The sequence below is a fragment of the Dolichospermum sp. UHCC 0352 genome (assembly GCF_009711925.1).
GTDB lineage: Bacteria > Cyanobacteriota > Cyanobacteriia > Cyanobacteriales > Nostocaceae > Dolichospermum > Dolichospermum lemmermannii.
In genome coordinates, this window is the sequence record NZ_VIKY01000087.1 from 1 (window position 1) to 23,225 (window position 23,225).

Annotated in this window: 24 protein-coding genes, 1 tRNA gene and 2 pseudogenes; 14 read left to right on the forward strand and 13 right to left on the reverse strand. The window is 38.8% G+C overall.

All coding sequences use genetic code 11. From position 1 onward, the window contains the following. Window positions 1–96 precede the first annotated feature (96 nt). The 8 genes from FJR06_RS05760 to FJR06_RS05795 all read right to left on the reverse strand — a co-directional run bounded on the left by FJR06_RS05760 (window position 97) and on the right by FJR06_RS05795 (window position 7,007). Complete coding sequence (locus tag FJR06_RS05760) at window positions 97–933, reverse strand: phycobilisome rod-core linker polypeptide (RefSeq protein ID WP_015079021.1); 837 nt, start codon at window positions 931–933, stop codon at window positions 97–99. Window positions 934–970: 37 nt separating this feature from the next. Next, a complete protein-coding gene (locus FJR06_RS05765) occupies window positions 971–1,570 on the reverse strand; it encodes a HEAT repeat domain-containing protein (RefSeq protein ID WP_015079020.1) in 600 nt (199 codons plus the stop codon). A gap of 85 nt (window positions 1,571–1,655) precedes the next feature. Beyond that, window positions 1,656–2,486: a HEAT repeat domain-containing protein gene (locus tag FJR06_RS05770; protein WP_168651032.1), complete on the reverse strand. Its 831-nt coding sequence runs from the start codon at window positions 2,484–2,486 to the stop codon at window positions 1,656–1,658. Between the two features lie 16 nt (window positions 2,487–2,502). Then, window positions 2,503–2,742: a phycobilisome linker polypeptide gene (locus FJR06_RS05775; protein WP_015079018.1), complete on the reverse strand. Its 240-nt coding sequence runs from the start codon at window positions 2,740–2,742 to the stop codon at window positions 2,503–2,505. 431 nt (window positions 2,743–3,173) lie between these two features. Then, complete coding sequence (locus FJR06_RS05780; protein ID WP_015079017.1) at window positions 3,174–4,034, reverse strand: phycobilisome linker polypeptide; 861 nt, start codon at window positions 4,032–4,034, stop codon at window positions 3,174–3,176. A gap of 327 nt (window positions 4,035–4,361) precedes the next feature. Beyond that, window positions 4,362–4,850: a phycocyanin subunit alpha gene (gene cpcA, locus FJR06_RS05785; protein ID WP_015079016.1), complete on the reverse strand. Its 489-nt coding sequence runs from the start codon at window positions 4,848–4,850 to the stop codon at window positions 4,362–4,364. 82 nt (window positions 4,851–4,932) lie between these two features. Then, the gene (locus FJR06_RS05790; RefSeq protein WP_015079015.1) at window positions 4,933–5,454 is read right to left on the reverse strand and encodes a phycocyanin subunit beta; all 522 of its coding nucleotides are present in this window, start codon (window positions 5,452–5,454) and stop codon (window positions 4,933–4,935) included. A gap of 617 nt (window positions 5,455–6,071) precedes the next feature. Beyond that, window positions 6,072–7,007, reverse strand: a complete 936-nt coding sequence (locus tag FJR06_RS05795; RefSeq protein ID WP_015079014.1) for an RluA family pseudouridine synthase — start codon at window positions 7,005–7,007, stop codon at window positions 6,072–6,074. 226 nt (window positions 7,008–7,233) lie between these two features. On the opposite strand from FJR06_RS05795, the gene FJR06_RS05800 reads away from it, so the two are divergent. From FJR06_RS05800 to FJR06_RS05850, 11 genes and pseudogenes are all read left to right on the forward strand, one after another. Further along, window positions 7,234–8,274: a response regulator gene (locus FJR06_RS05800; protein WP_015079013.1), complete on the forward strand. Its 1,041-nt coding sequence runs from the start codon at window positions 7,234–7,236 to the stop codon at window positions 8,272–8,274. A 247-nt stretch (window positions 8,275–8,521) separates the two neighbouring features. Beyond that, window positions 8,522–8,746: an AbrB/MazE/SpoVT family DNA-binding domain-containing protein gene (locus tag FJR06_RS05805; protein WP_015079012.1), complete on the forward strand. Its 225-nt coding sequence runs from the start codon at window positions 8,522–8,524 to the stop codon at window positions 8,744–8,746. After that, complete coding sequence (locus FJR06_RS05810; protein WP_015079011.1) at window positions 8,743–9,135, forward strand: type II toxin-antitoxin system death-on-curing family toxin; 393 nt, start codon at window positions 8,743–8,745, stop codon at window positions 9,133–9,135. Before FJR06_RS05805 ends, FJR06_RS05810 begins: the two co-directional genes overlap by 4 nt. A 196-nt stretch (window positions 9,136–9,331) precedes the next feature. Continuing rightward, window positions 9,332–9,916 (forward strand): Uma2 family endonuclease, encoded by a 585-nt coding sequence (locus tag FJR06_RS05815; RefSeq protein WP_168651033.1) that lies wholly within the window; start codon window positions 9,332–9,334, stop codon window positions 9,914–9,916. A 9-nt stretch (window positions 9,917–9,925) separates the two neighbouring features. After that, a pseudogene (locus FJR06_RS24245) lies at window positions 9,926–10,162 on the forward strand (site-specific integrase); the annotation flags it as partial. Window positions 10,163–10,480: 318 nt separating this feature from the next. Continuing rightward, window positions 10,481–11,317, forward strand: a complete 837-nt coding sequence (locus FJR06_RS05825; RefSeq protein ID WP_015079009.1) for an EcoRI family type II restriction endonuclease — start codon at window positions 10,481–10,483, stop codon at window positions 11,315–11,317. Window positions 11,318–11,329: 12 nt separating this feature from the next. Continuing rightward, window positions 11,330–12,346 (forward strand): adenine-specific methyltransferase EcoRI family protein, encoded by a 1,017-nt coding sequence (locus FJR06_RS05830; RefSeq protein ID WP_015079008.1) that lies wholly within the window; start codon window positions 11,330–11,332, stop codon window positions 12,344–12,346. A 605-nt stretch (window positions 12,347–12,951) separates the two neighbouring features. Then, a pseudogene (locus tag FJR06_RS05835) lies at window positions 12,952–13,880 on the forward strand (IS982 family transposase). A gap of 202 nt (window positions 13,881–14,082) precedes the next feature. Continuing rightward, a complete protein-coding gene (locus FJR06_RS05840; protein WP_015079005.1) occupies window positions 14,083–14,322 on the forward strand; it encodes a hypothetical protein in 240 nt (79 codons plus the stop codon). Beyond that, window positions 14,309–14,734 carry a type II toxin-antitoxin system VapC family toxin gene (locus FJR06_RS05845; protein WP_015079004.1) on the forward strand — a complete coding sequence of 142 codons (426 nt, stop codon included), beginning with the start codon at window positions 14,309–14,311 and terminating at the stop codon, window positions 14,732–14,734. The genes FJR06_RS05840 and FJR06_RS05845 overlap by 14 nt, the downstream gene beginning before the upstream one ends. 79 nt (window positions 14,735–14,813) lie before the next feature. Then, on the forward strand, window positions 14,814–15,626 hold the full coding sequence (locus FJR06_RS05850) for an Rpn family recombination-promoting nuclease/putative transposase (protein ID WP_015079003.1): 813 nt from the start codon (window positions 14,814–14,816) through the stop codon (window positions 15,624–15,626). A 204-nt stretch (window positions 15,627–15,830) separates the two neighbouring features. Here the strand turns inward: FJR06_RS05850 and cobA are convergent, their stop codons facing one another. From cobA to FJR06_RS05865, 3 genes are read right to left on the reverse strand one after another with little or no spacing between them, the layout of a single operon-like run. Continuing rightward, complete coding sequence (gene cobA / locus FJR06_RS05855) at window positions 15,831–16,586, reverse strand: uroporphyrinogen-III C-methyltransferase (RefSeq protein ID WP_015079002.1); 756 nt, start codon at window positions 16,584–16,586, stop codon at window positions 15,831–15,833. Next, entirely contained in the window at window positions 16,579–17,391 is an 813-nt protein-coding gene (locus FJR06_RS05860) for a sirohydrochlorin chelatase (RefSeq protein WP_015079001.1), read from the reverse strand. Before FJR06_RS05860 ends, cobA begins: the two co-directional genes overlap by 8 nt. Further along, window positions 17,375–17,755, reverse strand: coding sequence for a DUF4359 domain-containing protein (locus tag FJR06_RS05865; RefSeq protein WP_015079000.1), 381 nt, complete (start codon window positions 17,753–17,755; stop codon window positions 17,375–17,377). The genes FJR06_RS05860 and FJR06_RS05865 overlap by 17 nt, the downstream gene beginning before the upstream one ends. A gap of 120 nt (window positions 17,756–17,875) precedes the next feature. Here FJR06_RS05865 and FJR06_RS05870 point away from each other — a divergent pair. Both FJR06_RS05870 and FJR06_RS05875 read left to right on the forward strand, forming a co-directional pair. Then, window positions 17,876–17,948, forward strand: a tRNA-His gene (locus FJR06_RS05870). A gap of 188 nt (window positions 17,949–18,136) precedes the next feature. Beyond that, window positions 18,137–19,528: an amidase gene (locus FJR06_RS05875; RefSeq protein ID WP_015078999.1), complete on the forward strand. Its 1,392-nt coding sequence runs from the start codon at window positions 18,137–18,139 to the stop codon at window positions 19,526–19,528. Between the two features lie 258 nt (window positions 19,529–19,786). On the opposite strand, the gene FJR06_RS05880 is transcribed toward FJR06_RS05875, so the two are convergent. Together FJR06_RS05880 and ilvC are read right to left on the reverse strand one after the other, a co-directional pair. Continuing rightward, window positions 19,787–20,272, reverse strand: a complete 486-nt coding sequence (locus FJR06_RS05880) for a hypothetical protein (protein ID WP_015078998.1) — start codon at window positions 20,270–20,272, stop codon at window positions 19,787–19,789. A 375-nt stretch (window positions 20,273–20,647) separates the two neighbouring features. Further along, on the reverse strand, window positions 20,648–21,643 hold the full coding sequence (ilvC, locus tag FJR06_RS05885; RefSeq protein WP_015078997.1) for a ketol-acid reductoisomerase: 996 nt from the start codon (window positions 21,641–21,643) through the stop codon (window positions 20,648–20,650). A 220-nt stretch (window positions 21,644–21,863) separates the two neighbouring features. On the opposite strand from ilvC, the gene FJR06_RS05890 reads away from it, so the two are divergent. Further along, a complete protein-coding gene (locus FJR06_RS05890) occupies window positions 21,864–23,222 on the forward strand; it encodes an NAD(P)/FAD-dependent oxidoreductase (protein WP_168651034.1) in 1,359 nt (452 codons plus the stop codon). Window positions 23,223–23,225: the final 3 nt, after the last annotated feature.

Genomic DNA, 23,225 nt, shown 5'->3' on the forward strand with positions numbered 1-23,225 from the left:
TCTCCAAATGCTTCGCCCGTACAGTTGTTGGTTGTTGGTTATTTTTACCAATTACCAATTACCAATTACCAATCACCAATCACCAATCACCAATAACTAATTTTTGGCGTTAGCAGGAATATAACGATAAGGTAAAGAAACTGCTACAGGTTTAATTGTGGGTTGTTCTTGATGATCTCTGCTTGTATCAGGGATTTCGCTGCTACTAACAAAAGATTGGGCAGTGGCCAAACTCCGTTGGTAGTTGCATTCGTTGGTAATAATAGACCCAGCCATAATGAAGAAGTTGGCAGGAATTGCCCGACGGATATCTGCTGTAGTTAGTTGTCCTGATGTGCGGATGCTATAGTAGGAACGGCCAGCCATTTCGCGAATGTTTTGGGTATCGCGCCAGTCAGAACCATAACGGGGGTTAGCCAGGTTAAAGGGGCGTGAACCAAAACGACGACGTTGGTAGGGGACAACATCATCACCAAAGTTATCTAAATACTCGTCTGATTCTAATAAAGCATCTATAAAACCGTGTAAACCTTTGGTCGCAATGACAATTGACCAAGCGATTTCTTCGGCTTTGTTGTAAGCAGCCCGGCCTAAGAACCGTTTTAAGGTGATGTCAACTAAGCGATAGTTGGAGTTGGTATCTGCTACTTGGGTGCGGTAAACCTCTGATTTACCTAAACCCCGGATAAAATCACGCAGGGTAATTGCCCGATTTCGCAGTTGTGATTCTAAAGCGGTTTGCTTATAGCTGGCTAAAATCAGGTGTTCGCTGAAAATTTGGCGGTATGCAGCCCAGATGATGCTATCAATATCTTGATCTGAGGTAGCCCGATCTAAGCGATAAATAGTTGGGGTGTCTTCGTTGGGGACTTCATAACCTTCTACTCGCTGGTTTTGCGATTTGGGCGCGTATTCTAGTAGTGGTATTGACATCTTTACTTTTACCTTGTTATATGGTATATAAATCAGTTTACTGGCTACAGGCCAACTGAACGCGAGCGCGAACTGCTTTTTCAGGATCGTTAGTCAGCATTAATTGAAATTTAGCAAGAATAGGCGATTGGACTAGAGCTACTTTTGCTAAAGCTTGTAATCCAACAATAGCAGCATAACGAATTGACCAGTCTGTATCTTCACAGATAAAGAGAAGTGTCTCTAGGGCGCGGTTGATGGCTATTTGACTGGCGGAAATGTCTAGCTTCTGCCAATGTAGATTTCCTAGTCCCTTAGCAGCGGCACGGCGAACACTGGGGGCAAAATCAGTGAGTGTTGTAGAGATGAGAATATCCAAAGCACGGGGATCTGCGATCGCTGCGAGAGTGCGAATCGAATAAGCCCGTGCGCCATAGTTATAATCATCAATTTGGTCTAGCAATTGTGGAACTGCTATTCCTCCCAACTGCGTCAATGCTGCTGCTGCCACTATGGCTGCTTCTGGATTGTTATAACCAAAGACAGCAATTAAGGTCGGAATTGCCGATGGATCTTTGGCTGCTGCCAGATTTTTAACTGCTGTCACCATCTGGGAAGGTGTGTCTGCTACGGTAATAGCCCGAATTAGTTCATCCATTTTTCCGTTGTCAGTGGTCAGTGGTCAGTGGTCAGTGGTCAGTGGTCAGTAGTTTTACAACTGACAATTAACAACTGACTACTGACTACAAGAGTGAATCCATGAGATTCATGACTCGGATAGCTTGTTCAGATATACCAAAAGTATCAGACTGTTGTGGCAGTTGATACTCTAATAATCCTTTCAAAGCGATAAGTTTAAAGCTATTTTCCACTTGCGCTTGGGCGATCGCTTCTGCTGCGGCCAAATACCCAATTGCCCCCAAGTCCCCCAAAACAACGCGACGCATTTTCAAATCACCTGTGGCCAAAGTTTTCACTAATAACTCGCCATAAATAGAGTCTTGTGTCAGTTGGTACATGGCTCTGGCGGCGGAGCATTGCAATCGAGGCACAGAATGCTGGAGAAAAGGCTGCACAAGGGAAATAGTCTCAGTTGCACCCATAGCTCCCAAGGCTTCTAATACTGCTGTATAGGGCTGGGCAAGGTGGGGAAAACCAGGTACTTGTACGGCTTGGCCAACTCCCCCATCTAGCAGTTTTATCAGGGCTGGTAATGCGGTTTTATCTCCAAGCATAGCTAAAGATTGGGCTGCTGCTTCGCGGACATAAAAATCAGCACATTCTAAACACCTAATCAAACCTGGTACGGCTTTTAAATTGCCTAATTTACCAAGCGCCCTGGCAGCATTACGCCGTAAGGGATAACCACCCAGTTCGGTTCTGTCAGATTCATCCTCTAGCGCAGCAATGAGCGCGTCTATGGCTTCTGGCTGACGGACTCGGAACTTACCCAACCACCAAGCAGCATAATAGCGGAGACTTAAATCTGATGATTGCAGGTTAGCAATAGCTATCTCTGGTGTCAGATTTGGTGCATTCTGGGCAGAATATTCTTCTCCACTGGTTTCTATCATTGCCAGGAAGTTATACTTATTCTGCTACTGTCAAAGCTTCAATTTTGACGATTCTGCCACCTAAACGGCTAATCCGCTGCATTTCTTCAGTCATGCGTCCGTAGGGTACGGTAATAAATACGCTACCACTGCGGCGAATGTCGAATTTATTTTTGTCGGTTTCTTGGTTTTGCTTTAAGCCGACAACTTCGTAACGAAATACGCGGCTGGCAGATGAAGAAACACTACTAGCACCAAGTGTGGTTTGACCGAACATTACTTCTATATCTCCTATGATGAGTTTTGTCGTTGACACTCTGCGGTCTGAAGACACGCAGATTCTCTAAGATTTAACTTAAAAGGGATAGTCAAATATCCCCCTAGACGCTCAAAACAACTACTAGCACGAGAAGTATTGCAATTGCGCTTACTTAGGATTCAATTAATGCTTTCCGAGTTCATCACAAGCCAGTTCGGTACGCTCCATGTTTTCCCATTACTTGTTTACCCAGAGTTGCAGTGCAGGTACGAGGTAAATCAGGGGTTGCTCCTTACAAAACACTTCAATACGTAGATGATTATTCCTACTCACAGTTTAATTTTATCATTTTCACGGTGGTTAAAACCACTCGTGGCGTGTTTCCTCCACTGTCTGAAGCCAAGTGGCTTCCACACGACCCGCGATATTTTTGTGAACAGCGCCGGATCTTAGGTGGAAATTACGCTGACAATTTTGCCGCCAACTCTCTGAATTTGCTGCATTTTGTCTAGAAGGCGCTCGTAAGGGACAATAAATACTGTGCTGCTACGGCGGACACTGGGGTATCCAGGATTGCGAATGCCTGTAACTTCAACACGGTAAGTGCGATTCGATTGTCCTACGGCATTACCGAGATTTTGCTTAGGAGCGTTATCCGCAGATACACGGAAACCCCAATTATCGTTACTACCAGATGGGCCAACAACTGAGGAAGATTTATTACTAGCTAATTCCCGCGCTAAACGAGATTTAGAACCTTCTACTTGAGCAGTATCGCTGTTGGCATAACCACGATATAAACGGAACATCCGCGTAAAACCGGCGGCACTTTGTCCTGCTTGAAAATCAAAACCGCGATAGTAGGGAACAACACTTTCCCCAAAGCTGTTTTGATATTCTTGAGAATCAATGTAGGAGTCAATTTCCGCGTCGTAACCTTGGTTAATATATAAGTCTAAGTGATAAGTTACTTCTGACTCATTGTATGGTGCGCGACCCAACAAATGTTTATAGTTGAGTTCAATTAACCGAGTTTGGAAACTGTTGTAGAAGAATTTAGCTTTGTAGAGTTCTGATTTAGCCACGCTGCGAACAAACTCGCGCACGCTTAAATTCCCATCACGGAGAAGTGATTCTGCACCAATCAAACGATCTGATGCCAATATATAATCATTCCCTAAGACTTGCCGATAAACGGCACGAATTACCGCTTCGACTTCTTCGCGGCTGGGGTTAGGGCGCAGTTCAACTCTGCGTGCGTCACTAAAAGGCTCTGTTCCCAGTCTGGAAGCTGCTGTTGTAATTGCCATATTTTTCCCCTTTATTGTGCCGAATTTTGGCTGAATAAAGCTTGGTCAGTGGTCAGTGGTCAGTGGTCAGTGGTCAGTGGTCAGTTGACTATTGCCTCTTGCCTCTTGCCTCTTGCCTCTTGACCTATTTTATTTGTAGATAAAACTATGCCCGGAGCCAGATCCAATTGCTAGGTGAACCAGAGTGATCATGTACGGTCTTAACGTCACTTAATTCCCCGTCGGAATATTTTCCAACTTACGCAGTGACTCCCCATGAATAACTGGCAAACCCCTTGAGGGGTAACTCCATCTAACAATTGTATCCCTCTCCGGGCATGACGCTATCTAGCTAAGAGCGTTGATTGCGTAGTCAATGTAGGTGTTAGCTTCGTTAGCAGCTTGACCGCTCAAACCATGACTAGCTTTGATAGATTTCAAAGCTTCTACGTACCAGCTAGGAGATAAGTCGAAAGCTGCGTGCATTTCAGTCAAACCAGCAATCAAGAACTCATCCAAAGGACCTGTTCCACCAGCAACTAGGCTGTAGGTGATGATGCGGAGGTAGTGACCAACGTCACGAGCGCATTTAGCTTTACCACGGCTATCAGCTGCAAATTGATTGCCTGGTGTAGAGGTGGTGTAAGGGAATTTGCTGTATACAGCACTGGTAGCGCCGTCAATTAATTTTTGAGCGTTAGCTGTCAAACCACGAGCAGCTTCCATGCTGGCAGCAGCACGAACTAGACGACCATTAACTGCTTGTAATTCGGTGTTGCTTAAAAAGCGTCCTTGGGTATCAGCAGATGCGATTGCTTCGGTAATTGGTGTTTTCATTGGTGAAAATCTCCTAGATAGTTTCTTGCTTGTTTTACTGGGAAAAGCTCAATTAAGATTCGAGCTAATTTGTAATGAATTGTTAGGCAACAGCAGCCGCAGCGCGGTCGAAGTAGCTTGCAACTTCAGAAACCAAAGAACTGCAATCACCTTTGGTGATACCGTTAGGATCGTTAACGATAGCGATCGCTGCTTCTTTCATTTTACCAACACCAACTGCTACGGAAGAACCAGGAGTACCCAAAGCTTGGTATGTTTCGCGCAAACCATTTAAGCAACGGTCATCAAGAACACTAGCATCACCAGCGATCGCTGCGTAGGTTACATAGCGTAAAATGATTTCCATGTCGCGGAGACAAGCAGCCATACGACGGTTGGTGTAAGCGTTTCCACCAGGAGCGATCAAGTTGGGTTGTTCTTCAAACAAAGAACGAGCCGCGTTGGTAACGATAGCGGAAGCGTTGCTGGTAATGCGGTTAACAACATCTAAACGCTTGCTGCCGGAAGCTACAACTGCGGTTAAAGCATCTAGTTGTTCGGTGCTGAGGAATTCGCCTCTAGCGTCAGCTTGGGAAACAACTTTGGAAAATACATCTAATGTCATGGACTCTAATCTCCTAAATTACTTAGTTGAGAGATGTCTAAATTAAAACTAATTTGGATCTGTTCGCAACGGAGTCAAATCAAAGCGTCTCTCATTCTGTCCTCTCATCTACTAGTTTACAGTTTACAAACCAGAAATTATGAGAGTCAAGGGGAATTTTTTGAGAAACTGGCAAACCTGCTGAATTGCCTGCTTTTTTCAACTTTCTCCTGTTGTTTAACCCCTACAGTTTATGTTTATACAATGCCATAGAGCCATTATTTGTTACAAATTATGAATAAATAAGATCATCGCCTACAAACTAGCTCAAATCCTTTATATACAAGGATTACATCTGATAAAAAGTCAATATTTTTGTTGCACAACTTTACATTTTTTGACAACAATCGCAATATTCAGCAGTTAAAGATTGTTTTAATTTTCCAGAAACTCACTATCATAAATGGATTACAGCAGTTTTTTGTTGTATAAGTTTTAGCTAAGTTTTGTTAAGAATTGTTAAATTTACATTCTTAAATATTTGGAAAACCTGCTACTTTTTCCCCCCAGGGGGGATATAAATACTAAAAAAGCTATATTCACAAATTGAGAATAAATGGCTATTTTTGCAGAAATTCTTAATAAAGACCACTACGACGGCGCAACACTTCCAGTAAAGTTGCAAAGCTGCGGGGAAGGGGTGCTGTCACTTCCACCAAATTTCCAGCAACGGGATGTTGTAGCTGGAGTTTCCAAGCGTGTAATGCTTGTCCTGGCAAATTTACGCCGAGGGAATGACCAGAACTATAAATGGGGTCGCCAACGAGAGGATGACCCATTTTGGCACTGTGGACGCGAATTTGATGGGTCCGGCCTGTTTCTAGTTGAAAGTGAATTAATGTGTAATTTCCAAAGCGTTCTTTTACTCGCCAATGGGTGACAGCATTACGTCCACCATCTTCTATAGAAACAATGGCCATTCTTTTGCGGTCCTGGGGATTGCGACCAATGGGTAAGTCTATGCTTCCGGTTTCTGTTTTGGGGACTCCGTAAATTAAACCTAAATATTCTCTTCTGGCGGTTTTTGCTTGTAGTTGTGCTTGTAGATGTTGATAAGCCAGGTCTGTTTTAGCGATCGCAATCGCTCCCGTTGTATCCTTGTCCAAACGATGGACAATTCCCGGACGCTGAATGCCACCAATTCCCGGTAAATTGGGACAGTGTGCCAAGATAGCATTAACTAAAGTTCCGTCAGGATGGCCTGGTGCGGGGTGAACAACCAAACCGGCGGGTTTATTGATAATAATTAACTCGTCGTCTTCATAGAGGATGTCTAGAGGAATATTCTCGGCGCTTATTGCTAAAGGTTGAACGGTGGGAATTTCGAGGGTAATGAGATCGCCTGTTTTCAGGTTAATCTTCTTAGATGTGCAGATGAGATTATTAATTTGGACATGACCCTGTTCTATTAACTGCTGGATGCGAGAACGGGATAAATCTGATAACTCTTGGGATAGGTAACGATCTAGGCGATCGCTATTTTCGGTAACTTGGATATTATTAATTGCAGACACGATTAGGTATTGGGTGATTTAAGAAACATTGAGCTTAAAAATTAGAGGTGTTCGGGTCAAACCTCTAGACTTCATTTTTTCATATTATGTTTAACATACTTTTTTATTTCTCTAAAAAATCTATAGTAACCTAAAAGTAAGAATTCAAGAATTAGAATTTAAAACCTTTGTAAAATCCAGTAATTAAATGATCATGAGAGAAAATTTTAATGATCAATCTCAGAGTATGAATACAATTCCGATTAGTAGATATAGATTTTTCCAAAAGCTACAACCAATTACTTTATTAAAGAAGATTACTAATAATTCTTTTACTGGTTGTTTACAAGTCTTTAGCGAGTCGGGTGCATGGTCAATATATATGGATCAGGGTAAGTTAATTTACGCTGGTTACTCTGAGGAAATGTTTGAACCTCTTTACCGAAATTTACAGCAATTAAGTCAGCAAATTTCTACTCTTCCTATGGGTATCAACGAACAGGTACGGATGATTTTTGAAAAAGATATTGAGAATCAATCAATCCCCAATCCAGATTACTTAGCAATTTGTTGGTTAGTTGATCAAAAATATATTAGTCACGTCCAGGCTGCTTTGCTGATTGAAAAATTGGCGCTGGAGGTTTTACAACCATTACTGAATTTAGAATATGGCAGTTATGAATTTGTTCCTCATACTTTTTTAGATAATCTGCCTAAATTTTGTCATTTGAATTTAAGAACTTTAGTGGAACAATCTCAATCAGGGGTAAAGGTTGATGTTCAGGAAAATTTGAATTTTGAAAATCATTATCAGTCAAATTTACATAGCACATCTCAGGAGCAATTACCCAAAAATAATTCTGAGCAAGTTGATTCTGAACCACATATAAATCAGCCGATTAACCCTCAAGTTACTGCTAGAAAGAAATACAGTATTTTGGGTGTGGACGATGATTATAGCATATTAAATGCTGTGGAAAATTTTTTAGATGAGCAAATATTTTCTGTGCTGAAATTCATGGATTCTTCCCAAGCTTTAATGGAAATTCTGCGAGCGCAGCCAGATATAATTTTACTAAGTGTAGAAATGCCTAATTTAAATGGCTATGAAATCTGTTCTTTATTACGGAAGCACACGCATTATAAAAATACTCCTGTGATTTTGATGACTGAAAGAATGGGATTAAGAGATAAAGCCAAAGCTAAGTTTGTGAAAGCTAATGGTTATTTAGAAAAGCCTTTTTCCCAAGGAGATTTACTGAAAATAATTTTTCAACATATTGTGTGAAAATTCAGTATTCAGGTTAATAAACCCTGACAGGATGACAATACCTATCAATAAAAGGTTATCAAATTTAGCTGCGTAACAGCTTACAATCGGGAAATATTGAGGATTACATTTATCCAGTGTAATCTTCATCTATCACTAAGTGACTGACTAAAGTAAAAAACCACATCTTCAAGGAACTAATATGGGGTGGTTCATAAAATATGTTATTACAATAGTATTACTCTGATAAAGAAGCTATTAACTTATGTACACCTTAAAAATTCGTAGAGTTGGAAATTCCTTGGGCTTAACATTACCTAAAGAAGCCCTGGAAAAACTTAAAGTTCAAGAAGGAGACAGCGTATTTGTCACTGAAACCCCAGCAGGTGTTATGATAACTTCTTGTAATCCTGATTTTGAAAAAGCAATGGAAGCCTACAAAAAAGTCAGCACAAAATACAGAAATGCACTTCATGAGTTAGGGAAATGAATGGAATTTTCTGGTTAGATGAAATAATTGTTACAGCTATACATGAAGACCAATTAATACAGCATGGTGGTCTTGCAGGTGTGCGAGATAACAGTTTGTTTGTAGCTAGTTTAGATAGACCAAAGAATTTACTTGCTTATGGTCAACCTACACCCAGTATATTTGATTTAGCAGCGGCTTATGGTTATGGATTTGCTAAAAATCATGCTTTTATAGACGGTAATAAACGGGTAGCTTTCGTAGTAATGGCTATCTTTCTGGAATTAAATGGATATTCGTTGGATGTTCCAGAACCGGAAGTTGTTTTAATAATGGAACGACTAGCAAACGGCCAAGAAAGTCAAGAAACCATATCAGAATGGCTTCAAGAAAATTCTATTCAATATTAAAGGGTATTTGTAGTTTACCAGACTATTATTTCCACATTTCCGGGGGGGTAAATTCACGGGTTCGGTAATCAGCAAGTTACCAGATTGATCAATTTTTCCTTTGAGTTTGTATGCTTGCATGATGTTTTTCATAAGACTCTGTTTTTATATTATCTCCCGTTGAGCAAAATTCAATCTCTAAATTTGGGTTTAAATTATGATAACTACACTCATTGAACGAGAAGCAGAACCAATTTTAATTAGCGACTTAACCTGGAGAGAATTTAAAGCTGTTGAACAGCTAATTGAGCGCCCAGGGGTAAGGTTATCTTTTTTAGATGGAGTCTTGGAGATTCGGAAAAACCCAAGTAAGAAATATCAAATTATCAAAGAACGTATTGGGGCTTTACTAGAAATTTATTTAGAATTTTTGGAGTTAGATTTTACTCCTACTGGTTCTGTTACTTTAGAAAATGAATTTGAAAAAGTTAAAAAAGAAGGTGATGAATCTTATGAATTGGGAGCGAATAGAAAACGCCCTGATTTAGTGATTGAGGTGGTTATTAGTAGTGGAGGAATTGATAAACTGGAAGCATATAAACGGTTACAAATTCCTGAAGTTTGGTTTTGGATTAATGATGAATTATTGTTTTATAGTTTAGGAAATGAGGGGTATGAAGCTGTTAGTAAATCGCAACTTTTACCGAGTTTAGATGTAGATTTATTGATGGGTTGTATTAATATAGAAAATCATGCTCAAGCACTGCGGGAATTTAGAGCAGGGATAAAAGTTACAGGATAAAAATAACAGAATCTTCAGGGAATAGCGATGAAAGCAGCAGCAGATAATTTAGGTCATACTGTTGATGAACATACAAAGACTTATCAAAGATGATTTGGGATGGAAAATAGGAAAAAAGCCTTTGGTGAGGTAATTAGTCAAAAGTCGTTAATTGAGTTGCAGAAAAATGAAATATTGGCGTTAAGGATGGAGAATGAAAGGTTGAAGTTGGAGGTGGAAAAGTTTAAATTTTTGGAGAATGTCTAACAATCCAATAGTGCTTGAGCCTGATCACATCTTGTACCTGCTCTAGCAGTTTTTTAGGACGTTGTTCCATAGGACATTATACAGAAAAATTCTGGATAATACCAAGGGATATACGGAAAAATTCTATATAATCTCATTACACGGGTGTATTATGCAGACAAATTCTGCATAACTTGACAAGAATCGCCTGTAATGTTTACTAGATACCTGTATTCAAAAGTGTTATACAGAAAATTTTTGTATAATACATAGTCATACATAAAGAGAACAAAGTACCAAAAGTTTTAAGTAAAAATGAGGTAATAGTAAAGAAACAATATGTCTAAAAAAAATCAATCAAAAAGATTAACGAATCAACATAAAGAGTCTCAAGGTGTAGTTGGTATATTTGGAAAGGAAGCAAAGTCCCACGATATAGCAGTTGGACAAATTTCACGCCTTGTAATTAAACAGCTTGAAAAGGAATTTCCTCAATTATCTTTTAAATACAAAACAAGCATAAGTAAAAAAGAAATAAACGAAGCGTTACAGAAACTTGATTCACAATTAGGACAAACACTTTTTGTGCCAAATTCACGTATTAAACCTGATGGTGGAATAATTCAAGTAAAAGACGATAACGGTAATTGGAGGGTGGTGCTTGTAACGGAAGCTAAACATCAAGGGAAAGACATTGAAAATATCCACAAAGGAAAACTAGTTGGTACAGATAATAATCAAGACTTGATGGCTGCTGGTAATGCAATAGAAAGATCTCATAAAAACATATCAGAAATTGCTAATTTTATGCTATCTAAATCCCATTTTCCCTACATCTTATTTCTGGAAGGGTCAAATTTTCTAACTGAAACTATTTCAATTAAAAGACCTGATGGAAGGGTGGTAACTCTTGATTATGATTCAGGGATGCTAAATAGATTAGATAGATTGACCTCTGCAAATTATGGAATGCCAATTAACACTAATTTGTGTAAAAATAAATTTGTTAAGCATCATGATAAAACAATTATGCTTCAAGCAGCTTCAATTTATACACAAGGAAATGGAGAAAAATGGGATGCAAAAAAAATGTTTGATATTATGATTGAAGTGTCTAAGTCCTCTCTTAAGGCATTAGGTAGTGAAATATTTAACCAAATTACCAATAACGAATAATACGGGTTGATAATGGCAAGAAAAGTACAGCACTCTTTGTTGAAAAAAGCAAAACAAAACAAAAATGACGAGTTTTATACACAGCTTTCAGATATAGAAAATGAGTTAAAACATTATAAAAGTCATTTTAAAAATAAAGTAGTTTTTTGTAATTGCGATGATGCTCGGATTAGCAATTTTTTTAATTACTTCGCATCAAATTTCGCAGAATTGGGTATTAAAAAATTAATAACAGCTTGTTATAGAAAACAAGAAAGGGATTTGTTTAATACCGAAGAAGTTGAAAATGGTTTTTTCTTTGAATATACAGGTGTAGAGGGAGAAAGAATTAAACCAAGTTCAACTGACATCGTTCATTTTAAAGGTGATGGCGATTTTCGTAGTGCTGAAAGTATCGAACTATTAAAGCAATCCGATATTGTTGTTACTAATCCTCCATTTTCATTATTTAGGGAGTATGTGGCTCAATTAATTAAATACGATAAAAAATTCTTAATAATTGGCAATATTAATGCTATCACCTATAAAGAAATATTTAAGTTAATTAAGGAAAACAAGGCGTGGTTAGGAATAAACCTTGGTAGAGGTATTTCAGGTTTTATTGTCCCCGAACACTATGAACTCTATGGCACAGAGACTAGGATTGATAGCTCTGGAAATAGAATAGTTTCTCCAAACAATTGTCTATGGTTAACTAATTTAGACACTTTTAAACGACACGAAGGTATTACTCTCACAAAGAGATATTTTGGAAACGAAATTGAATATCCCCATTATGACAACTATGATGGTATTAATGTGAATAAAACACAAGACATACCATTAGACTACAAAGGATTTATGGGTGTACCTATAACATTTCTACATAAATTCAATCCCGATCAGTTTGAAATAATTAAATTTAGAAAAGGGAATGATGAAAAAGATTTGTCAATAAATGGAAAATGTCCATATTTTAGGATTCTAATCAAGAATAAACGAATATTGACTGAATTATCTAACAATAGAGGAATACCACAAGTGCGATAGCGAAGCGCTGCTGCAAGCAGTTCACTTGATCCTGTAGGGTGCGTTAATGAAATGTAACGCACCTTACAACTTCACCGTTAAACATCTTTGGGAAAAGCGATCTCGCTCAAAATCCATTGTCTTGTGCTTCCTTAACTGAGATTAACTGCGATCGCTAATATTAGTGCGATCGCAGATCTTGTAGGTTGGGTTGAGGAACGAAACCCAACATTAACGATATAATATCTAAAAAAGAACTGAAAACTATAAATTAACTGAAAGGGCGATAACATCTTACACCGGCTCTAATAACTTTTTGGGGCGTTGCTCCATATCGTTGGTGTTTTTTCAATATCCGTTCGCGCCCCTGATGGCGAAGCTGTTATGCTGAACCTACCTGAGTTCGACGTAAGAGAATAACTTACAAGTGTTGACTGGAAAGAGTTTCAGGATTAAATAAATTTTTAGCGGTTGTCAATAATTTTCGGTTGTTGACAATTGATTGGGAATAAATAATATAAATTGTAAATTTTTCTTAAAAACCATTAAATAACATTATTAATCATTCTCAAGATTGCACCAAAGATTTAAGAATAAAGTAGTTGTTTGAGCAAGGAAAATGGACAATGGAATTAGAACAATTATTTTGTGCAATAGATGATTTCTGTTGGGATTTTGAAGCAAAATTGAACTCAGAACTAATTTCGAGCCAGTCACAAAAAAGAAAAAGAAAAAGTCGCTTATGTTTAAGTGAAGTCATGACTATTATTGTTCATTTTCACCAATCAAGTTATCGTAATTTTCAGGACTATTATCAAAAAAGCATTTTAACAAACTACCACAGATATTTTCCATCTTTAGTGAGTTATAATCGCTTTGTTGAATTAATGCCTGATGCTTTACTGCCTTTAATTTGTTATCTTAATAGTCGAAAAGGTCAATGTAGTGGCATCTCTTTTATTGACAGCATGGGTATATTTGTCATAATAAAAGAGCAAAAAGAAATAAAGTTTTCCGTGGCTTATCGGGCTGGGGCAAGAGTTCTGTGGATTGGTACTTTGGATTTAAACTTCATTTAATTATTAATGAACAAGGCGAATTATTAGCTTTTCAAGTTACTCCCGGAAATGTTGATGACCGGAAACCAGTTCCTACTTTGGCACAAAATTTATGGGGAAGACTTTTTGGAGATAAAGGATATATTTCTAAAAGTTTATTTCAGAAACTATTGGAAAATGATGTGAAATTAATTACTCCTTTTAAGAAGAATATGAAGAATAAATTAGTTGAATTGTGGGAAAAATTTATGTTAAGAAAAAGAGCTTTAATCGAAACTGTCAACGACCAACTATGGCTACGCCACGCAGGCTATCAAAATATTTCCCAAGTTGTTCATTCTCGTCATCGCAGTATTTCTAATTTTATGGTTAATATTATTGCGGTTCGGCTTCGCTCACCGACCACTGGTTTAATTGCTTATACTTGGCAAGATAAAAAACCTTATTTAAAATTAGATAAACATGAAGTAACTTCTCTACCAGCTTTATTAATTTAATTATTTTCATGCAATTAAATTATGAGTCCAAAATATTCAATTTTGGATTGTTTTCTCTTGTTTATTTATTGTCAACAATCATTGCTAATTGAGAAAAGCCTGATATAATTAGTTTTCAGGATGATTATTTATATCGAACTCAGGTGGTTTAGTAAAAACATTTGTTGCTAAACTATAATCAGGGAAACACCAAAATCAAATTATGAACTTAAATACAATTCAACAAGATATTGCGTCTCTTCCTCCCGATGCACAACAAATCATAGTCGAACTCGTAGAAGTCCTAAAAAAACGCTACCTTCAGAATCAACAGAAATCCTCAGAAAATTCCTTGCAAGACTGGTCAGATTTTATCGGTTGCATAGGAGCTGAAACAGACCTCTCTAAAAACCATAAAAACTACTTAGACCGTGAACTTAATCAAAAATATGATCATAGTTGATACAGGCTTTTGGTTAGCTCTTGCTAATAAAAAAGATGCAGTTCATATATCCGCCAAAAAACGATTTCAAGATTTAGCTAATCAGAAATTTATTACAACCTGGTGTGTCGTCACAGAAACGTGCTATCTATTAGAAAAAAGAGTAGGAATAGATGCTCCAAAAATCTTTATTAATAAAATTTCCACAGGAAAGCTACAAATATTTGATCTCAAACAACATCATTGCCAGCGTATTGAAGAACTAATGGAAAAATATAAAGATTTACCGATGGATTTAGCCGATGCCTCTCTCGTTATTCTGGCAGAAGAATTAGGTCATGGACAAATTTTATCAGTTGATTATCGAGACTTTAACACCTATCGCTGGAAAAATACAGAACCCTTTGATAACCTATTTCATGAGTTTTTATGACTTAGTACCTACATCTCGAACATGAAGCGATCGCTAATCCTGTAGGCTGCATTAATAAAATGTAATAAACCTTTTTAAAATGAAAACAGACAGCATATTTTACCGATTGTTTCAAGAAATACCTAGTATATTTTTTGAACTGATTGGTAACTCTCCCCAACTAGCCGAACTTTATCAATTTTCATCAGTTGAAGTCAAACAAACAGCCTTGAGAATAGATGGAGTTTTCTTACCTAACCAAAATACAGATAACCCCATCTACTTTTTAGAAGTACAATTTCAATCAGACAAGGATCTCTACCATAGACTTTTTAGCGAAATATTTCTTTACATTCGCCAAAACAACCCCAAAAATCACTGGAGTGCTGTAGTTATCTATCCAACCCGCAGCATAGATACACAAGATATTCAGCATTATCAGGAATTTTTTACGAGTCAACGAGTTAGAGTTATTTATCTCGATGAATTAGCAGAAACAACATCTTTACCCATTGGTATTGCTACAATAAAACTAATCATCGCTAACCCAGATAATTCCATTACCCAAGCTAGAGAATTAATCACCAGAACTAAACAAGAAATAGATTCTCAACTGCAACAGCAACAAGTATTACAAATCATCGAGACAATTTTAATTTACAAGTTTCCAAGAATGAATAGGGAGGAAATAGAAGCCATGTTTGGATTAAGTGAGTTAAAACAAACCCGATTTTATCAAGAAGCAAAAGAAGAGGGAATAGAAGAAGGTGAACACAAAGCCAAGTTAGACGCAGTTCCTGGTTTGATAGCATTGGGTTTAACTAGAGAACAAATCGCACAGGTTTTAAATTTAAGTTTGGCAGAAATTAGCGAGATTATTCAACAACAGAATATCAACACAAAGGACAAATAAAAAGGATGTGTAAGAGGATGTTTGAAAAGTTTTGAATGTATAAATTGACCCCTCTCCAAACCTCTCCCCGACGCGGGGAGAGGCTTTGAAAACCCCATTCCCTGGTAGGGAAGGGGGGCAGGGGGGTTAGGTTTTTGGAGATTATGGGTTTCATCTGATACTTTATGGCTAACGCCACGCTTCGCTATCAAACAACCTCTAACCCTAACCAAACTTTTCCTGTACAGAATCAGATAATATACCGTGCATTTTAACGACTGCACCAATTACAGCTATTGCCGGTGCAAGAAATCCCTTTGCTTCCACTTGTTCTACAATTGTCCCCAATTCACCAATTAATTCTTCCTGTTCTGGCCGAGTTCCCCAGCGAATTAAAGCAATAGGTGTATCTAAACTCAACCCAGCTAGAGTAAACTGTTCAATAATGTAGGGTAAATTGTGAATACCCATATAAATTACGATAGTTTCCGAACCGTGCGCTATGGCTTGCCAATTTACCTGGGGTTTATACTTACCGGCGGATTCATGCCCAGTTACAAAAGTAACAGAAGAACTATAAAGACGATGGGTTAAAGGAATACCAGCATAGGCCGCTGCGGCGATTCCTGATGTAATCCCTGGCACAACTTCCACGGAAATCCCGGCGGCTACTAATTCCGCCATTTCTTCACCACCACGACCGAAGATAAAAGGATCACCACCTTTAAGCCGAACAACTATGGCATTATTCTCCGCTTTCTCAATCAGTAATTGGGTAGTGACTTCCTGTAACAGTGAATGTCTACCCATGCGTTTACCCGCATTGATTTTTTCTGCTTCAGGATTGATCATTTCCAGCACTTCTGGACTTACCAAAGCATCATAAATAACCACATCTGCACAGGCTAATAAACCCTTTCCTTTGAGAGTCATGAGTCCAGGATCTCCAGGTCCAGCACCAACTAAATAAACTTTACCCAAAAACTTTGTCCTCTTCTTTGATGAAATTCTCGATTAAATTCGCAAATTCTCGACTTGTTCCTAATGGTTGTGCGAGTTGAAAACTGACTGATGGAAATTGTAATTTTAGCGTTTCTACTGCCAGAGCGATCGCATCAGTTATCCCACCTGTAAATAAAAAATAGGGGAAAATCGCAATTCGTCCATAACCAGCGGCTATCAATTCCTGTACTCTGACTTCTAAACTGGGAGGGACAGACCAATAAGCTGTAACTGCGTCCACCGTAGCTGCTATATTTTCCACAGGGGTATGAGAACCAGCCCGTCGGCTACCATGAGCCAAAATAATAGATACATCTGCTTTAATCGTAGTCATCATCCCCGCGAAAAACTTTTCTAAACCAGGATAACTACCAATATAAGGACGCAATTCTATTGTCATTCCTTCAGTTATAGCCTGTTCTGCAAGGGCGATTTCTGCGGGAATATCAGTCATGACATGAAATCCCGGTAACAAAAATAGGGGGATAATTTGCACCCTTTGACAACCAAAAGCCTGAACACGATGAGCAAAATCTTGAATTTGCAGGTGTAAAGGTTGGATATTAGCCTCTAGGGTAGCAACACCTACGAAATTTTCACCTTGGGGTAATATCTCACTTAACATTCCCGCTAATTGCTGCATAGCAATATCTGGACGAGGATCACGACTCCCATGAGACACTAAAAGATAAGCTGTAATTTTATTAATTTGCATATTTGGGGATTGGGGACTGGGGGACTGAGAAACACAGGAGAAAGATGCTAATTTATTTTTCTTCAGCATTGTAAGTATAAAATTGATTCAATGCTCCCACTGTTTCAAATTTGTATCCTGGTATCCAAGAATCAAGTTTGATTTCCGTGCGGTAAATACTAAAGATTATATAGTCTTGTCGGTTAGTTGTGGTGGTAATCAGTTCTTTGATGTGTGGTGTGGCGGATTGAAGCAATTCTTGACAATTAACTTTGATTAATTTTTCCAAGAAACTTGGTGTTTTGTGACAGACATCAGCTTCTAAATATGTTGTCAGCTTTTGAACGGCATATTGTTCATATTCACCCTGATTGGGGTTAGTTTTCGCCATAATTGCTCCCAGGACGGTAACGCTCGCTGCTCCTACACATATAAGAATAGTCAAAGGTTTCATATTCTAGCCTGAACTGGTATATTTATTAGTCTTTTAAACACTACCAAGAAAATTATCTAATTTCTGCTAAAAAAAGCTTGATTATTTTCTGGAGGTAATGCTATACTCACAGAGTGAATGGCGAGCGTAGCCAAGTGGTTAAGGCAGTGGTTTGTGGTACCACCATTCGTGGGTTCGATCCCCATCGTTCGCCCTATTAAATTATGACTCTGTAAGTTCAGAGTTGTTGTAAAGTATAAAAACACGAATTAGACCTTTTGTAGAATTCGGGAAAAGGAGAGTATTTTCCTGTCAACTTTTCCGATTCTTGCAATAAGTCCAATAGCGATAATTCTCAAAAATCCTGCTAAAGTCACAAGTGAAGTTGGCAAATTTATATCTATGAATAACAATGATTTAGCTTTTACCCCAGCTTTAGAGTTAGCGCAATTAATCCGTCTGCGGGAAGTGTCACCTCTAGAGTTGGTGGAAGTATATTTAGAAAGAATCGAACGCTTAAATCCCCAACTGGGAAGTTATTTTACAGTCACGGCAGATTTAGCCATTGCTGATGCTAAAAACAAAACAGAATTACTGACAACGACTTCAGAATTACCGCCATTTTTTGGTGTACCAATTTCCATTAAAGACTTAAGTGCGGTTGCGGGTGTTACTTGTACTTACGGAAATTCGGCACTGTTAAATAATATTGCCAATCATGATGATGGTGTAGTTACCAGAATTAAACAAGCTGGTTTTATTATTCTTGGTAAAACCGCAACTTCGGAATTAGGTTCTTATCCTTACAGTGAACCTGCGGGATTTCCCCCAGCGAGAAACCCTTGGAATTTAGGCTATACTCCTGGTGGTTCTAGTGGTGGTGCCGCATCATCAGTAGCAGCGGGATTAAGTGCAATTGCCCAAGGTTCAGATGGTGGTGGTTCAGTGCGTGGTCCGGCGGCTTGCTGTGGTGTTGTTGGCATCAAACCAGCCAGAGGCAGGGTCTCTAAAGCCCCTGTAGGCGATCGCTTGGGGGGCATTGCGGTGGATGGTCCCCTTGCCCGCACAGTGGCTGATGCAGCGGCTATGTTAGATGTGATCTCTGGCTATGTCACAGGTGATCCTTATTGGCTACCAAATCCGCAACCATCATTTCTCTCTGCAACTCAAGTCAAATTAGATAGTCTGAAAATTGCCTTTAGTACCAGTATTCTGCCCTTTGGAGAAGCTGACGCTAACTGTAAACAAGGAGTATTAAAAACCGTCGGGTTATTAGCACAATTTGGACATCAAGTTGAGGAAAAATACCCAGATTTTAGTAGTTTAATTGAACCATTTATAGTAGTTTGGCAAGCTGGAATAGCAGCAGCAGGAATTCCTTCGCCAGCCTTACAGCCTTTAAACCAATGGTTATTAGCAAAAAATGGTTCTGTAGCTGAATATCTGCAAGCACTTTCCCAAATGCAAATTGTCTCCCGGCAAATTATCGCATTTTTTGATACTGTAGATGTATTGGTATTACCAGTTTATCTCCATTCTCCCATTCGCGTCGGTGAATGGGCAGATTTGAGTGCGGAAGAAACATTTGCCAAAATTGCCCATTGGGTCGCGCCTTGTCCTGTTGCAAATGCTACCGGATTACCTGCGATCGCCCTTCCTGTCGGTTTCGATAGTCATGGTTTACCCCTAAGTGTACAGTTAATTGGTAAACCTGCGGCTGAGTCTACCTTAATTAGTTTAGCAGCGCAATTAGAAGCCGCTAACCCTTGGATTCAACATCGTCCAGCACTTTAAGTCAAAATCAGGATTTATAAAATGTCTGAATCAGGATTTACAGGATTTAGAGATTTACAGGATTGTTATTCTTGAAATAATCTGAAAAACAGAAAGTTTGCAAATATCTGCATATTGAATCCTGTTAATCCTTCAATCCTGAGCATCCTGATTCAGACAGAGAAATAATCTGAAAAACAGAAAGTTTGCAAATATCTGCATACTAAATCCTATTAATCATTTAATCTTAATAATCCTGATTCGGACTATAAATTCCAATTAATTAGCCAGTTTTTCCTGTTCACGGGCATCTACTACTAAAACTAAACAAAGTGCGGCAACTGCTTTTTCCCATTCTTGACGCACTTTCACATCTTCCACACCATCAAATAAACCCACCAACCGGGGAACAGCTTGTTCTAAAGCTGCGTGGGGTACGGGACGATGTAATTCAACTAAGTGATTGATACTTTCTTGATTATTGAGAAAACCAACCACCCATTTTGTTGTATGATCTGGACTGTCGGGAACACGCTCAACTCCTAACTCGTTTTTTAGCCAATCATAAAAAAGTGGTAAATGTTCAGCCAATACCGCACCGGCTGTAGGTAAGGTTTTTTTGAGTAAGCTAATATCTAAACTGTCTAATTCTTGTTTCAGAGCCGGTGAATTTAGTACCTCATTTAACGGTGTGGAAAGTATTGCTGTTATTTCCGATTCGGAAAAATCTAAATTTTGGGTGAAAGTTGAAATTAGAGATTCCATTTTCTACACTCCAGAGATTATTCCATTGGCTGTAGAATCATGATAGCGTAGCGCACCAAAATCCTTGATCATGTTGCGTTACTAATTTCATCCTATTTCAATAACAGCCCACACCAATAATATTTCTCAGCAACTGTAATAATTTGGTAACTCAATTATAACTCTATCATTTCATTACTCAGAGATTTTATGCAAATGAAATAACCGATTTTTTAGCTTTCTACATGATTATTGAAGATGTGATTTTGTATGCCTATAAGATGGGCATTGCCTGTTATAGATACAATATTTTAATTTTTGCAAAAATTAAATTTGAGAGACACGAAATTTCCGTCTCTCAAATCCAAAATCTAAAATCTAAAATCCAAAATTGGACTACGCTTTCTTTAACCAGCTAAACATGGCACGTAAATCCTTACCAACAGCCTCAATAGGATGTTCAGCTTCTTGACGACGCATAGCAGTAAAACCAGGTTTACCAGCTTGGTTTTCTAAGACAAATTCCCGCGCAAATTGTCCAGATTGAATTTCGCTGAGAATCTTCTTCATTTCCGCTTTAGTTTGGGCGGTAACAACGCGAGGACCGCGAGTATAATCACCATATTCGGCAGTATTAGAAATACTATCACGCATTGTCGCTAAACCACCTTCTACCACCAAATCCACAATTAATTTGACTTCGTGCAGACATTCAAAATAAGCGAGTTCTGGTTGATAACCTGCTTCCACCAAAGTTTCAAAACCGGCTTTGATTAAAGCACTCAAACCACCACACAATACTGCTTGTTCCCCAAACAAATCGGTTTCGGTTTCTTCCCGGAAAGTAGTTTCCAAAATACCGGCACGTGTACCACCAACACCTTTAGCATAAGCCATAGCGCGATCGCGGGCATGACCAGTGGCATCTTGATAAACTGCAAATAACGCAGGTACACCTTGTCCTTGTTCATAAGTACGACGCACTAAATGTCCAGGGCCTTTAGGTGCAACCATGACGACATCAACATCAGCAGGAGGTACAACCTGTGCAAAATGGATATTAAAACCATGTGCAAAAGCTAAAACGTTTCCAGCTTCTAAATTGGGTTCAATTTCGTTTTTGTAAATTGTTTTTTGGACTTCATCAGGTAATAAAATCATGATGAAATCAGCAGCTTTGGCCGCATCAGCAACATTTTTTACAGTCAAGCCAGCAGCTTCGGCCTTAGCTGTGGACTTACTGCCGGGATATAATCCCACAATGACATTAACACCGCTATCTTTAAGATTCAGCGCGTGAGCATGACCTTGAGAACCATAACCAATAATAGCAACGGTTTTACCTTTTAAAAGGTCTAAATTAGCATCTTCATCATAATACATACGTGCCATAGAAGCATCTCCTGTTTATAAAGGCTGTCATGAAATTGGCAGACTTACGATTGTATCGCAAATCGGACTATCAGATCCCCGACTTCTTTGAGAAGTCGGGGATCTGTAGATACTTTTATTTTTTTTTCAGAAGTTCAAGATAAACAGAAATAATTGTGATAATTTTGATACAAATTTGTTAAGAATAGTTACAGCCCTGTAATGGAAGGAAATATTTTTTATGGTTGATCTATCTGACAAGAAACCGGTTCATCAAGTCGTGATTATTGGTGGTGGCTTCGGTGGATTGTATGCCGCTAAGTCTATGGCTAAAGCCAATGTGCAAATCACGCTGATTGATAAACGCAATTTTCATCTCTTTCAACCACTGCTGTACCAAGTCGCTACAGGTTCTTTGTCCCCAGCGGATATTTCCTCTCCCTTGCGGTCTGTTCTCAGCAAGAGCAAAAATACAAAGGTGCTGTTGGGTGAGGTGAATGATATTGACACTACCGCCCAAAATGTGATGGTAGGCGCGGAATCTGTCCCCTACGATACTTTAATTGTGGCTACAGGGGCGAAGCATTCCTATTTTGGGAAGGATAACTGGGAAGAGTTTGCACCGGGTTTAAAGACTGTAGAAGATGCCATTGAGATGCGTCGGCGGATATTTTCAGCATTTGAAGCGGCTGAAAGCGAAAGTGATCCGGTAAAACGCCAAGCCTTGTTAACTTTTGTAATTGTTGGTGGTGGTCCAACTGGGGTAGAATTAGCGGGAGCGATCGCTGAATTGGCAACTAAAACCCTGACAGAAGATTTCCGCAACATTGACACCGCAGAAACCAGAGTTTTATTGTTAGAAGGTTTAGACAGGATTCTCCCACCTTTTGCACCGGAATTATCCCACACAGCGGAAGCATCTTTAAAAGCTTTGGGTGTGGATGTGCAAACCAAAACCTTAGTTACACATATTGAAAATGATATTGTGACGATTAAGCAAGGTGATGATGTTAAAGAAATTGCTGCAAAAACCGTGTTGTGGGCTGCGGGTGTGAAAGCCTCACCAATGGGGAAAGTTTTGACAGATAAGACGGGAGTTGAGAGCGATCGCGCTGGTCGTGTTATGGTTGAACCAGACCTAAGTATTAAAGGATTTCCCAACATTTTCGTAGTTGGTGACTTAGCAAATTTTGCCCATCAAAATGATAAACCTTTACCGGGAGTTGCACCAGTCGCCATGCAGGAAGGCGAATATGTGGCTAAACTCATTCAAAAACGGTTGAAAGGTGAAACATTACGTCCATTCAAATATGTGGATAGAGGTAGTTTAGCAATGATTGGGCAACACGCCGCAGTTGTTGATTTAGGATTTATCAAACTCAGAGGTTTCTTTGCGTGGTTTGTTTGGTTATTTATTCATATCTACTTCTTGATTGAATTTGATAATAAGTTAGTTGTGATGATTCAATGGTTGTGGAGTTATTTTACCCGCAATCGTGGCGCGAGATTAATTACAGGTAAGGAAACTATTGCCCCTGTACCAATTGCAAATAGTGATAATCACACGCCAATTGTCACCAAAAAGCCGTTGAATGTGTAGTTC